Source organism: Roseateles sp. P5_E1, assembly GCF_054049335.1.
Genome location: NZ_JBFUMN010000065.1, coordinates 1 through 13,044 on the forward strand (window position 1 = coordinate 1; position 13,044 = coordinate 13,044).

General features: G+C 67.5%; 13 protein-coding genes. 3 read left to right on the plus strand and 10 right to left on the minus strand.

Going from position 1 to position 13,044, the window contains the following annotated elements:
* The first annotated feature begins 110 nt into the window (after window positions 1–110).
* A complete protein-coding gene (locus ACXJKJ_RS26785) occupies window positions 111–2,348 on the plus strand; it encodes an NADP-dependent isocitrate dehydrogenase (RefSeq protein WP_457393838.1) in 2,238 nt (745 codons plus the stop codon).
* Between the two features lie 251 nt (window positions 2,349–2,599).
* On the opposite strand, the gene ACXJKJ_RS26790 is transcribed toward ACXJKJ_RS26785, so the two are convergent.
* The 4 genes from ACXJKJ_RS26790 to hemN all read right to left on the minus strand — a co-directional run bounded on the left by ACXJKJ_RS26790 (window position 2,600) and on the right by hemN (window position 6,243).
* Window positions 2,600–2,875: a hypothetical protein gene (locus ACXJKJ_RS26790; RefSeq protein WP_457355292.1), complete on the minus strand. Its 276-nt coding sequence runs from the start codon at window positions 2,873–2,875 to the stop codon at window positions 2,600–2,602.
* 33 nt (window positions 2,876–2,908) lie between these two features.
* A complete protein-coding gene (gene icd, locus ACXJKJ_RS26795; RefSeq protein WP_056197764.1) occupies window positions 2,909–4,165 on the minus strand; it encodes an NADP-dependent isocitrate dehydrogenase in 1,257 nt (418 codons plus the stop codon).
* 63 nt (window positions 4,166–4,228) lie between these two features.
* Window positions 4,229–4,849, minus strand: coding sequence for an urease accessory protein UreH domain-containing protein (locus ACXJKJ_RS26800; RefSeq protein WP_457393841.1), 621 nt, complete (start codon window positions 4,847–4,849; stop codon window positions 4,229–4,231).
* Window positions 4,849–6,243, minus strand: a complete 1,395-nt coding sequence (gene hemN, locus ACXJKJ_RS26805) for an oxygen-independent coproporphyrinogen III oxidase (protein WP_457393844.1) — start codon at window positions 6,241–6,243, stop codon at window positions 4,849–4,851. Before hemN ends, ACXJKJ_RS26800 begins: the two co-directional genes overlap by 1 nt.
* Before the next feature lie 84 nt (window positions 6,244–6,327).
* Here hemN and ACXJKJ_RS26810 point away from each other — a divergent pair, with 84 nt between their 5' ends.
* Entirely contained in the window at window positions 6,328–7,065 is a 738-nt protein-coding gene (locus ACXJKJ_RS26810) for a helix-turn-helix domain-containing protein (protein WP_056197767.1), read from the plus strand.
* 60 nt (window positions 7,066–7,125) lie between these two features.
* Here the strand turns inward: ACXJKJ_RS26810 and ACXJKJ_RS26815 are convergent, their stop codons facing one another.
* The 4 genes from ACXJKJ_RS26815 to ACXJKJ_RS26830 form a co-directional block, all read right to left on the minus strand.
* Complete coding sequence (locus ACXJKJ_RS26815; protein ID WP_457393847.1) at window positions 7,126–7,470, minus strand: BON domain-containing protein; 345 nt, start codon at window positions 7,468–7,470, stop codon at window positions 7,126–7,128.
* 199 nt (window positions 7,471–7,669) lie between these two features.
* Entirely contained in the window at window positions 7,670–9,076 is a 1,407-nt protein-coding gene (locus tag ACXJKJ_RS26820) for a sigma 54-interacting transcriptional regulator (protein WP_056197770.1), read from the minus strand.
* Window positions 9,077–9,086: 10 nt separating this feature from the next.
* Window positions 9,087–9,548 carry a hypothetical protein gene (locus tag ACXJKJ_RS26825; RefSeq protein WP_457393850.1) on the minus strand — a complete coding sequence of 154 codons (462 nt, stop codon included), beginning with the start codon at window positions 9,546–9,548 and terminating at the stop codon, window positions 9,087–9,089.
* Complete coding sequence (locus tag ACXJKJ_RS26830; RefSeq protein WP_457393853.1) at window positions 9,532–11,037, minus strand: sensor histidine kinase; 1,506 nt, start codon at window positions 11,035–11,037, stop codon at window positions 9,532–9,534. The genes ACXJKJ_RS26825 and ACXJKJ_RS26830 overlap by 17 nt, the downstream gene beginning before the upstream one ends.
* Window positions 11,038–11,178: 141 nt before the next feature.
* On the opposite strand from ACXJKJ_RS26830, the gene ACXJKJ_RS26835 reads away from it, so the two are divergent.
* Entirely contained in the window at window positions 11,179–12,516 is a 1,338-nt protein-coding gene (locus tag ACXJKJ_RS26835) for an NAD(P)/FAD-dependent oxidoreductase (protein ID WP_457393856.1), read from the plus strand.
* On the opposite strand, the gene ACXJKJ_RS26840 is transcribed toward ACXJKJ_RS26835, so the two are convergent.
* Together ACXJKJ_RS26840 and ACXJKJ_RS26845 are read right to left on the minus strand one after the other, a co-directional pair.
* Complete coding sequence (locus ACXJKJ_RS26840) at window positions 12,479–12,772, minus strand: hypothetical protein (protein WP_457393860.1); 294 nt, start codon at window positions 12,770–12,772, stop codon at window positions 12,479–12,481. The genes ACXJKJ_RS26835 and ACXJKJ_RS26840 overlap by 38 nt on opposite strands.
* On the minus strand, window positions 12,769–13,032 hold the full coding sequence (locus ACXJKJ_RS26845; RefSeq protein ID WP_057296442.1) for a hypothetical protein: 264 nt from the start codon (window positions 13,030–13,032) through the stop codon (window positions 12,769–12,771). Before ACXJKJ_RS26845 ends, ACXJKJ_RS26840 begins: the two co-directional genes overlap by 4 nt.
* Window positions 13,033–13,044: the final 12 nt, after the last annotated feature.

Below are 13,044 nucleotides of genomic sequence, written 5' to 3' on the forward strand. Positions count from 1 at the left end.
GGCGTCGCCGGGCTCGCGCAGCAAGCGCGCCCGGCTTGCTAGAGTTACGTGTTGCGCGCCGCCGCCTGGCGCTGTGTGCAACACGGATTGCCATCTACCGGAACACGCTCATGACCGCCGAAAAGACCCAGATTGTTTACACGTTGACCGACGAAGCCCCCCGCTTGGCCACTGCCTCGCTGCTGCCGGTCGTCAAGGCCTTCGCGGCGTCGGCTGGGATCGACGTCGTCAGCAGCGACATCTCGGTGGCCAGCCGCATCCTGGGCCAGTTCCCGGAACTGCTGACCGAAGAGCAGCGCGTGCCCGACAACCTGGCCGCCCTGGGCAAGCTGACGTTGAAGTCGGAAGCCAACATCATCAAATTGCCCAATATCAGCGCCTCGGTGTCGCAGTTGAAGGCCGCCATCAAGGARCTGCAGGACAAGGGCTACAAGATCCCGGACTACCCCGAAAAGCCCGAGACGGATGAGCAGAAGGACATCCGCGCGCGCTACAACAAGTGCATCGGCTCGGCCGTGAACCCGGTGCTGCGCGAAGGCAACTCSGACCGCCGCGCGCCCAAGGCGGTGAAGGAATACGCCCGCAAGAACCCGCACCGCATGGACGACTGGAGCCAGGCCTCGCGCTCGCACGTCTCGCACATGCACGACGGCGACTTCTATCACGGTGAAAAGTCGATCACGCTGGACCGCGCACGCGACGTGAAGATGGAGCTCATCACCAAGAGCGGCAAGGCCATCGTGCTCAAGGCCAAGGTCTCGCTGCTGGACCGCGAAGTGGTCGACTCGATGTACATGAGCAAGAAGGCCCTGCTGGCCTTCTATGAAAAGGAGATCGAGGACGCGCGCAAGACCGGCGTGATGTTCTCGCTGCACGTCAAGGCCACCATGATGAAGGTGTCCCATCCCATCGTGTTCGGCCACTGCGTGCGCATCTTCTACCGCGACGCGTTCGAGAAGCACGCCAAGCTGTTCGACGAACTGGGCATCAACGTCAACAACGGCATGGTGGACCTGTACACCAAGATCGCCACGCTGCCCAGCGCCAAGCAGGACGAGATCAAGCGCGACCTGCACGCCTGCCACGAACACCGCCCCGAACTGGCGATGGTGGACTCGGCCAAGGGCATCACCAACTTCCATTCGCCCAACGACGTCATCGTGGACGCCTCCATGCCCGCGATGATCCGCAGCGGCGGCAAGATGTACGGCGCCGATGGCCGCCTGAAGGACGTCAAGGCCGTGATGCCGGAGTCGACCTTTGCCCGCATCTACCAGGAGATCATCAACTTCTGCAAATGGCATGGCGCCTTCGACCCGCGCACCATGGGCACGGTGCCCAACGTGGGCCTGATGGCTCAGCAGGCCGAGGAATACGGCTCGCACGACAAGACCTTCGAGATCCCGGAGGACGGCGTGGCCAACATCACCGACCTCGCCACCGGCGAGGTGCTGATGAGCCAGGACGTCGAGCAGGGCGACATCTGGCGCATGTGCCAGTGCAAGGACGCCGCCGTCCGCGACTGGGTCAAGCTGGCCGTCACGCGCGCCCGCAACTCCGGCATGCCGGTGGTGTTCTGGCTGGACTCCTACCGCCCCCACGAGGCGCAGCTCATCACCAAGGTCAAGATGTACCTGCATGAGCACAACACGACCGGCCTGGACATCCAGATCATGAGCCAGGTGCGCGCGATGCGTTACACGCTGGAGCGCGTCATCCGCGGCCAGGACACCATCAGCGCCACCGGCAACATCCTGCGCGACTACCTGACCGACCTSTTCCCSATCATGGARCTGGGCACCWSSGCCAAGATGCTGTCSATCGTGCCGYTGATGRCYGGYGGSGGCMTGTWCGARACCGGYGCCGGTGGYTSKGCGCCCAAGCACGTGCAGCAGTTGGTSGAGGARRACYACCTGCGCTGGGATTCGCTSGGCGAGTTCCTSGCGCTGGCGGTCAGCCTGGAAGACGTGGGCATCAAGACCAAGAACGCCAAGGCCAAGGTGCTGGCCAAGGCCCTGGACGCCGCCACCGGCAAGTTGCTGGACAACGGCAAGGGCCCCAGCCCCAAAACCGGCGAGCTCGACAACCGCGGCAGCCACTTCTACCTGACGCTGTACTGGGCCCAGGCCCTGGCCGAGCAGACCGAGGACGCCGAACTGGCGGCCCGCTTCAAGCCACTGGCCCAGACGCTGACCGCCAACGAGGCCAAGATCGCCGAGGAACTGAAGGCCGTCCAAGGCAAGCCGACCGACATCGGCGGCTATTTCCTGCCGGACGTTGCCAAGCTCGACAAGGTCATGCGTCCCAGCGCCACGTTCAATGCGGCGCTGCAATCGCTGGCCAGCTGATCGACTGCTGAATGAAGAAACGGGGCGCCATCGGTGCCCCGTTTTGCTTGCAACGCCTCATGACGCGTTGCGATTTCACGTTGGCGGGTATTCCGCAATGAAACAGCAAGCCCAACGACCAAAATATTTACTACAGTCTGATACCAGGCGTTTGCTCCTGCAAAGCCTTCTGACAGGCGACACGTGAAGCACCACGGGTCGCCCCAAACCCCGGCCTGAGCGCCGGGGTTTCTTTTTGCACCATTGCGAACTCAATGCTGCACGGGCTTGCGAAACGGATCCGGCACAGGATTCGGCTTCAACGCGCCACGGACCCGCTCCACGGCGGCAGCGGAATCCTTGTCATCGACCGACACGATCAGCCGCAGCCAGCTGGCCTTGTTGAGGTCCGTCTCACGACGGGTCCAACACCACACCTGCGCACCGCGTTCACCCGAACGGTCAGCCAGATACACCTCGTCGAAGTCCGCCCCCTCGTAGATGAGGAGCTGATCTTCGTCAACGTAGGTGTTGATGTAGTCCGGCATGCCCAAAGTCTAGGCGTTCGGGGCGAAACCGTGTCACTCCATCTGGTCAATCATCACCTGCCCGAACCCGGAGCACGACACCTGCGTCGCGCCGTCCATCAGGCGCGCGAAGTCGTAGGTCACCTTCTTGCTCAGGACGGCCTTTTCCATCGCGCTGATGATGAGGTCTGCGGCGGCTATCCAGCCCATGTGGCGCAGCATCATTTCGGCCGACAGGATCTCGGAGCCGGGGTTCACATAGTCCTTGCCGGCGTACTTGGGCGCCGTGCCATGGGTGGCTTCGAACATCGCGATGGAGTCGCTCATGTTGGCGCCCGGGGCGATGCCGATGCCGCCCACCTGCGCGGCCAGTGCGTCGGAGATGTAGTCGCCGTTCAGGTTCAACGTGGCGATGACGCTGTACTCGGCCGGGCGCAGGATGATCTGCTGCAGGAAGGCGTCAGCGATGCTGTCCTTGATGGTGATGTCCTTGCCCGTCTTGGGGTTCTTGAACTTGCACCACGGGCCGCCATCGATGGGCTGGGCGCCGAACTCCTTCTGAGCCAGCGCATAGGCCCAATCTCGGAAACCGCCCTCCGTGAACTTCATGATGTTGCCCTTGTGCACGATGGTGACGCTGGGCTTGTTGTTGTCGATGGCGTACTGGATGGCCTTGCGCACCAGGCGCTCGGTGCCCTCCCGGCTGACAGGCTTGATGCCGATGCCCGAGGTGTTTGGGAAGCGGATCTTCTTGACGCCCATTTCGTCCTGCAGGAACTTGATGAGCTTCTTGGCCTTGTCGCTCTCGGCCTCGTATTCGATGCCGGCGTAGATGTCCTCCGAGTTCTCGCGGAAGATGACCATGTCGACCTTGTGCGGCTCCTTCACCGGGCTGGGCACGCCGTCGAAATACTGCACGGGGCGCAGGCAGACATACAGGTCCAGCTCCTGGCGCAGGGCGACGTTCAGCGAGCGGATGCCACCGCCGACGGGCGTGGTCAGCGGCCCCTTGATGGAGACAACGTATTCCTTCACGGCCTGCAGCGTCTCTTCGGGCAGCCACACATCGGGGCCGTATACGCGAGTGCTCTTCTCGCCGGCGTAGACCTCCATCCAGTGGATCTTCTTCGCACCACCGTAGGCCTTGGCCACCGCCGCGTCCACCACCTTGAGCATGACGGGCGTGATGTCCAGGCCGGTGCCGTCGCCTTCGATGTAGGGAATGATGGGCTGGTCGGGCACGTTCAGCGTGAAGTCGGCGTTGACGGTGATCTTCTGGCCGCCTTCAGGCACCTTGATGTGTTGGGACATGACGTGTGGGCTCCGCGCAAGAGACGAGACTAGGAAACGAAACCCGGCGAGTTTATGGCCGGCTCAGCAGGCCAGCAGGAGCCGCTGCCACACGCCGTGCACCAGCCCCCACGCCGCCCCCGCGGCCAGCATGAGCCCGGCCAGGCGCAGCGCCAGCACCTCACCACCCGTACCCTGCTTGAGCAGCCGCGCCCGCCACAGCGGCGCGATGACGAGGCCCGGTGTGCTGGCCAGCGCAAAGCCAGCCATCGCTGCGGCACCGCTCAAGGGCGAGCCTGACAAGCCGGCCAGCAGCAGCGCCGCATGCAGCAGCCCACAGGGCATGGCCACCCAGGCGATGCCGGTAGCGAAGGCATGGCGCGGCTGAGGGCGCCAGCGCATGGCGCCCAGCCACGCCGGCACGCGGCCACGCACCAACAGCGTCAGGCCGAACAGCAGCAGTGCCGCCTGCAGCAAGGCCCAGGCGGGCTGCAGCAGCGTCACGCTCTGCGAGACACGTGCGAGCGCCTGGACGGACGCTGCCGCCACCGCACCCCCGGCGGCATAACCTAACAGTCGGCCGGCCAGCAGCCGCACGGGCCGGTGCCCCGCGGCGAGGGCGCAAGGCGCACTGCACATGGCCGCGCAGTGCGGCATGCCTGCCAGCCCCATCAGCGTGGCGGACAGGACCAGGGCCGCATCCATCAGATGATCTTGGAGAAGCGCTCGCGGCTGGCGTCGGCCTGCAGGTAGCGATCAAAAACCGACGCGACGGCGCGCACGAAATACCAGCCCAGCGGCGTGACCTGCAAAGCGTCGGGTTGCCGCTCGACCAGGCCTTGGTCGGCCAGCCGGGACAAGCGCTCCAGCTCCGGCGCGAAGTAGGTGGCAACGTCGACGAGATAGGACGCCGCGATGGACTCGAACTCCAGCCGGCCCTGGCACATCAACGCCATGATGACGGCGCGGCGCAACAGGTCGTCGCGCGTCAATGCCAGGCCGCGCTGCACGGGCAGCTGGCGCTGGTTCAGCGCATCCTCATACTCGGCCAGGGTCTTGGCGTTCTGCGCATACGTTGCGCCGACGCGGCTGATGGCCGAAACGCCCAGGCCGATGAGATCGCAATCAGGCTGCGTCGAATAGCCCTGGAAGTTGCGGTGCAGCAGGCCCTGGCGCTTGGCCACGGCCAGCGGGTCGTCGGGCAGCGCGAAATGGTCCATGCCGATGTAGGCATAGCCCTCGCCCAGCAGCGCGCTGATCGCGCCTGACAGCATGGCCAGCTTGTCACCCGCCGGCGGCAGCAACTCGGCGACGATGCGGCGCTGCGGCTTGAAGCGCTGCGGCAGGTGGGCATAGGCATACATCGCGATGCGGTCGGGCCGGAGCTCGGCGACCTGGGCGATGGTGCGCGCGAAGGACGCCGGCGTCTGCAGCGGCAGGCCATAGATCAGGTCGACGCTGATGGAGGCGAAACCCAGCTCGCGCGCCCCGCGCATCAGGGCCGCGACAGAGGCCAGCGGCTGCACGCGGTGCACGGCCTTCTGCACGGCCGGGTCGAAGTCCTGCACGCCGAAGGACAGGCGGTTGAACCCGAGCCGGCGCAGGTGCGCCAGGCGCGCCAGATCCACCGTGCGCGGGTCCACCTCGATGGACAGCTCGGCACCAGGCAGCAGCTTGAAGCGCCGGCGCAGCGCGTCCATCAGCACGCTCAGTTCAGGGTCCGACAGAAAGGTCGGCGAGCCACCGCCCAGATGCAGTTGCGAAACGGGCGCGTGGCCGCCCAGGGCCTCGGCCACCAGGTCCATCTCCAGGTTCAACGCGGCCAGATAGGGCTGGGCGCGCTCGTGGTGCTTGGTGATGATCTTGTTGCAGGCGCAGTAGTAGCAGAGCTGCTCACAGAACGGGATGTGCACATAGACCGACAGCGGCTGGGCCGCGCCGCGCTGTGACAGCGCCTGCAGGTGCTGGGGTGCCTGGTAGGCCTCGACGAAGCGGTCGGCCGTCGGGTAGGAGGTGTAGCGCGGGCCGGCCACGTCGTGGCGCCTGATATTGGCGTCAAGGAGGTCGGGGTCCAGCGGTCTTTCGGTCACAGCAGCCATGCGGCAACTGTGCCGATACCGCGGCTCGCCGGCCTTGATCCAGGTCAAGCGCGCAGTGCTGGCCCGGTCCAAGAATGCCAACCCATGAGTCTCCCCTGCCCCACCGCCGCCCTCGAGCCGCTCAAGGTCGCCTGCGCCAGCTGCAATCTGCGCGAACTCTGCCTGCCTGTGGGCTTGCGGGCCGCCGACCTGACCCGCCTGGATGGCCTCGTCGCGATGCGACGCAGCGTGCCGCGCGGCGGGTATCTGTTTCGCAACGGCGAGAGCTTTGAAGCGTTGTACGCCGTGCGCACCGGCTTCTTCAAGACCCGCGTCGGCAGCGAGGATGGCCGCGACCAGGTCACCGGCTTCCAGATGGCCGGCGAGCTGCTCGGCCTGGACGGCATCAGCAGCGACCGCCACCACTGCGACGCCGTCGCGCTGGAGGACTCGTCCGTCTGCGTCATCCACTATTCCCAGCTGGAGGAGCTGTCACGCGAATTCAGCGTGCTGCAGCACTCCTTTCACAAGATCATGAGCCGGGAGATCGTGCGCGACCACGGCGTCATGCTGCTGCTCGGCAATATGCGGGCCGAGGAGCGCCTGGCGGCCTTCCTGCTGAACCTGACCCAGCGCCTGCAGGCACGCGGCTTCTCGGCATCCAGCCTCGTGCTGCGCATGACGCGCGAAGAGATCGGCAGCTACCTCGGCCTGAAACTGGAAACCGTCAGCCGCACCTTCTCCAAATTCCAGGAGGACGGGCTGCTGGAGGTCAAGCAGCGCCAGCTGCGCATTCTCGACCAGGCCGGGCTTCAGGTCTTGGTGAACAACAGCCGCTGCTGAAGCCAGACGAAAAAAGGCCCTGCGGGGGCGCGCAGGGCCTCGAGATCGAGGAAACGGCGGTCAGCCGACCTTGATCTCGTTGCGCACTTCCTTCACGCCGGGCACGGCCTGAACCAGCTTGATGGCCTTCTGGGCCAGGTCGGCGCTGGGTGCCGCGCCCTTGAGCACGACCACGCCAGCAGCGCTGCTGCTCACGGTCAGCGGCAGGACTGCCAGATCCTTGTCCTGCTGCAATACGGCCTGGGCCTGGCTGGCAATCGTCGTGTCGCCGGCGGTTTGCGCCTGAGCAACCTGTTCGGCCGGGGCCGGCGTCGCCGGTGCTTGGTCAGCGGCAAAGGTTGCAGTGGCACTACCAGCCATCAAGGCGGCAGACAGCAGTCGGGCGAAGGTGGATGTTTGTCGCATGCAGATCTCCTGAGGATGCGTGAATCGAAAGCGATACCGGGGGGCACCACGAACAGGTTCAGCGCAAGGCCCGTGCCAGTTTCAGATTTACTCAGCAGATCAATGACTTAGGACAAAACCCGGCGCGACGGGGCCCCTCAGCAACGACAAGCACGGGCCTTTTTGTCGCCGGGCGGCGACGCCGCATGGCGATGCCGGCCTAAGTGCTTGATTCATCTGACGGTTTTCTGTCGCCCGAATCCGACGCGGCAGCTAGGGGGTCAGCGCGAAAGAGCTGCGGATCCAGCCCGTGCTTCTGCATCAGGCGATAAAACTCGGTGCGGTTGCGGTCGGCCAGGCGTGCGGCCTCGGCCACATGGCCCGAGGTCAATTTCAGCAACTGATTGAGGTAGTCGCGCTCGAAACGCTGCTTGGCGTGCTGGTAGCTCAGCACCTCCAGCGACGGCGTCTGCAGCGCGCGCTGCACCTGGGTCAGCGACACCAGCGGCGCCATGGCCAGCACGCAGACCTGTTCGACGACGTTGTAGAGCTGGCGCGCATTACCCGGCCAGGGCGCAGTCACCAACGCCTCCAGCGCATCCGGCGCAAAACCCTTGACCGGCCGGCGGTGCCGCTCGGCCAAGGTCTGCAGGAAGTGCTGGGCCAGCAGTGCGATGTCCTCGCGCCGCTCCGACAGCGGGGGCAGGCGCAGTTGCACGACATTGAGCCGGTAATAGAGGTCGGGGCGGAACTGGCCCTCGGCCATGGCGAGCTCCAGGTCGCGGTGGGTGGCCGACAGCACACGCACATCCACCGCCACCGCCTCGTTGCTGCCTACCGGCCGCACGACGCGTTCCTGCAGCACGCGCAACAACTTCACCTGCAGGGCCAGCGGCATGTCGCCGATCTCGTCCAGAAAGACCGTGCCGCCCTGCGCCGCGGGGATCAGCCCCTGGCGCTGCGCCTGCGCGCCGGTGAAGGCGCCCTTCACATGGCCGAACAGCTCGGATTCCAGCAGTGCCTCGGGGATGGCGGCGCAGTTCACCGCGATGAAGGGCTTCGCTGCGCGCGGGCTGGCGCGGTGGATGGCGCGCGCCAGCAGCTCCTTGCCGGTGCCGCTGTCGCCCGAGATCAGCACGCTCGCGTCGGTCGCCGCCACCAGCCGCGCCTCGGACAGCACCTCGGCCATGCGCGGGCTGCGGCTGATGATCTCGCTGCGCCACGCAGCATCGCCGTCCAGCGGCGCCGGCCCCGTCACGTTCACCCGCAGCGCCTGGTTGATCTTGTCCAGCAGCCCCTTGCCGTCGAAGGGCTTGGTCAGATAGGCATGGGCGCCCCGCGTCGTGGCCTCGACCGCATCGGGGATGTTGCCGTGGGCGGTCAGCAGGATGACCGGCAGCGACGGGTGCCGGGCGCGCACCTCGTCGAACAGGGCCAGGCCGTCCAGCCCCGGCAGGCGCACATCGGTGATGACGAGGGACGGCAGCCGCACGGCGAGGTGGGCGAGCGCAGCTTCGGCGCTGGCCACGGCCTGCACGGCGTGGCCGGCAGCGGTCAGCCGCATCGTCATCAGGCGCAGCAGGTCGGCGTCATCGTCGACGAGGAGGATGGTGGCTTGCGTGGTCATTGCTGCCCCTTTATCGCGGAGCACCAGGCTTGCCCGGCAGGGTCTGCTCGATGGCCTTGAGGGCCTCGAGCTTCTCGTTGAGCTGCTCGTTGCGGCGCTGGCTCTCGCGCAGTTGCTGGCTGAGCTTGTCGATGTTGTCCTGCAGTCGCCGCTGCTCGGCCAGGCGGGTGGCCATCAGCGCGGCCAGCGGCTTGATCGGTTCGGCCGACGCGTCGGTCGCATTGGCGATCAGGTCGATCTGCGCCGCAGCCTGGGCCTGGTCCGCGCTGCTGCGCCCCTGGCTCAGGGCCAGGGCCTTGCGCAGATCCTCGGCATAGCCGACCAGCGCCTTCAGATCGTCGACCTGCGGCGGTGGCGCGGGCAGCTCCGGGCAGACAGGCGCAGGGGGCGGCGGAGCCGGCACGGGCGCTGGCGGGGCCGTCTGGCAGGCGGCCAGCAGCAGCAATGAGCCAATCTCAAGCAGTCTTCGCATGGGGTATCTCGATCCGGAAATGGGCACCGCCTTCGCTGGCCAGCAGCCGGCAGCTGCCGCCGTGGGCCTGCACGATCTCGCGCACGATGGACAAGCCGATGCCACTGCCGCGGCGCGCACCGGGCGCCTGGTTGCGGCCTTGATAGAAGGGGTCGAAGATGCGCTCGGCATCCTCGGCGGCCACGCCGGGACCGGCGTCGATGCAGTCGATGCAAAACTTGCGGTCGTCCTGCTCCAGGGTCAGCACGATGACGCCCCCGGGCGGGCTGAAGCGCAGCGCGTTGGCCAGCAGATTGGCCAGCACGATGGCCAGCTTGGCGTCGTCGACAAGGGCGTTGCAGGCCGCGGCGTCAATGCGTACCTGCAGGCCCCGGGTCTGCCAGAGCAGGCGCTGTTCATCCACCACACGCGCCAGCAACGCCTTGAGGTCGGTCGCGCGGCGCTGCAGTTGCTGAGAGTTGGAGGCCAGCGTCTGGTAGCGCAGCAGGTCCTCGATCTGGCCCTGCAGGGCGGCGCTGTTGTCGCCGAGGATGCGCACGATCTCGGTCTGATCCGGCGTCAGCGGGCCGGCAACGCCCTCGCGCAGCAGGGCCGCGCCTTCGCGGATGGAGGCCATCGGCGTTTTCAGCTCATGCGAGATGTGGCGCACGAAGCGCGTCTTGTCCGACTCCAGCGTGGCCAGGCGTTGGCGCAGCCACTCCAGCTGGCGCCCGAGCCGGCGCAGGTCGGCCGGGCCGCGCACCTCCACGGGCTCGTCGAAGCGGTTGTCGCCCAACCGGCCGATGGCCGCCTCGACATGGGCCAGCGGCCGCAGCAGCCAGTGTCCAAAACCCAGCGCCAGCAGCACGGCCAGCGCGATGGCGCCCAGCACCAGGGCGCTGATGAGGCGCCGCTGCTGCTCCAGTTCGGCCAGCACCGCGTCACTGCGGCGGTCCACGGCGCGCTGGCTCTGCTCGGTCAGGGTCTCGTTGAGGCCGTGCAGGCGCGCGAATACCGGTGTCAGCCGCCGCAGTGCCGTGGAGCGAGTGCGGGTCGGGCCTGGGTTCTGCAGCACCTCCCAGGCCGCTTCGGCCTGCCTGCCCCAGTCGGCGAACAGCTGCTTCGATGCCGGCTCGGTCAGCGTGCCGGCCAATGCCGCCTGCGTGGCCTTGGCGTCTGCCCAGGCGGCCTGGAAGCGTTCGCGCAGGCTGGCATCGTCGAGCACCAGGAACTGCCGCGCACTGCGCTCCATGGCCACGGTGCGTTCGGACAGCCGCTGCACCTGGGCGCTCAGATTGGCGGCGTCCTGCGCGGCTTCGCGGCTCTGCAGGGCGACATGCTCGAGTGCGAACATGGCCTGGGCCGCCGCGCCGCCCAGCAGCGCCGTGATCAGCAAAAAGGCGGCCAGCAGGCACTGGTGGAAGGACAGCCCGCGCAGGCCACCGCCGCGCGGGCGTTGCCAGGTCGGTTCGGGTGCGGAGGAGGCAGCGGCCAGCGTGGCGGAGGACATCTTGGGCGCCGCATCCTAGGTGCGCAAACGGCACGTGATCGGACCTCGCCGGCTGGCTTTGCATCACGATGCAACCAGCCTGCCGCCATTTGAAAAACAGCCATGCTGCGGCGCAACAAACCGAGCGTAGGATGGCTGTCCATGCGTCCTCAAGTCCTGATCATTGGCTGCGGCTTCGGCGGCCTGGAGGCGGCGCGCGCGCTGCGCACCACCGACGTCGACATCACCCTCGTCGACAAGACCAACCACCACCTCTTCCAGCCCCTGCTCTACCAGGTGGCCACGGCGGGCCTGTCGGCGCCGTCGATTGCGGCGCCCATCCGCCACCTCTTCCGTGGCCAGCGCAATGTGACGACGCTGATGGGCGAGATCGTCGCCATCGACGCCACCGCGCGAACCGCGACACTGAAGGACGGTGCCACGCTGCGCTGGGACCACCTCATCGTCGCCGCCGGCGCCACGCACAGCTATTTCGGCCGCGATGACTGGGCCGAGCACGCGCCGGGGCTGAAGACGCTGAGCGACGCCTTCGAGATTCGCCGCCGCGTGCTGCTGGCCTTCGAGGCTGCCGAACGTGAAGCAAATGGCGAGGACGATCCCGCCCAGCGCGCCGCCCTGCTGCAGTTCGTCGTCGTCGGCGGCGGGCCGACCGGGGTCGAACTGGCTGGCACCTTTGCCGAGATCGCCCGCCACACCCTGCCCGGTGAATTCCGCCGCATCGACCCACGACAGGCACGTGTGCTGCTGGTGGAGGGCAGCCCGCGAGTGCTGCAGGCCATGCCCGAGAGCCTGAGCGAACGCGCCCGCGAGCAACTGGGCGCGCTCGGCGTGGACGTGCGCCTGAACGCCCGTGTGACCGGCATCGACGCCCAGGGGCTGGACATCACGACGCCAACCGGCCCGGAGCGCCTGCACAGCCGCTGCGTCGTCTGGGCCGCCGGCGTGGCGGCTTCGCCCCTGGGCCGTGCGCTGGCCGACGCAACCGGCTGCACGCTGGACCGCGCCGGCCGTGTGGTCGTCGAGCCCGACCTGAGCTTGAAGGGCCAGGCCAATATCCAGGTCATCGGCGACCTCGCCGCCGCGCAAAGCCACGCGCCCGGCCAGCCTCCGAAGCCCGTGCCCGGCGTGTCACCCGGCGCCAAGCAGATGGGCCGGCACGCCGCCGCCAACATCCAGCGCCGGCTGCGCGGCGAGGCGACGCAGGCCTTTCGCTACCGCGACTACGGCAACCTCGCCACCATCGGCCGCCACAGCGCCGTCGTCGACCTGGGCACGCCGGCCGGGTCGCTGCGCTTCTCGGGCCTGCCGGCCTGGTTGTTCTGGCTGTTCGCCCACGTCTATTTCCTGATCGGCTTCCGCAACCGCTTCGTCGTGCTGGTGGACTGGGCCTGGGCCTACTGGACGCATGACCGCAACGCACGCGTGGTGGCGGGCGCCGGGCTCAGCGAGGCCAGCCCGGCGCATGACGCCCAGGCTTGACCTCGTCGCCGGGCAGGCTGATGAGCAGCAACGCCAGGCTGGCGCCCAAGGCGATGACGGCCCAGAAGATCAGGAAGCTGAGGGTGTAGATGGCCTGGGTCGACAGCTGCACGGGCGCAGTGCCAAACCAGCGCAGGTCGGCCGGGTCGACAACGGCGAACACCAGGGCCTCCAGCACGCCGGCCGCAAGGAAGGACGACCAGGCCACGGCCATCGCAAAGCGCCTGATGCGCGTGGGGCCGGCTGTGCTGTTCATCTCTTGAGGCCCGCCGTGCCCGTGGCGGCATGGTTGCGCGCGACCAGGGCCGGTACCGCATCACCGGCACGGGCACGCAGGTCGGCGGGCTCGGTGTCGTCGGCAGCCTGGGCGGTGGGGCGCAGGTCCAGCGGCGGGTCCGGGTGGCGGATGGCCAGCGCCAGCGTGATGAAGCTGGCGACGACGACCGTCGCCGGGCCGCCGACCACGAGCCAGACCATGGGCTCGCGCCAGGCGGAGGGGGTATTCAGGGCGGACATGGGGTTCTCCTC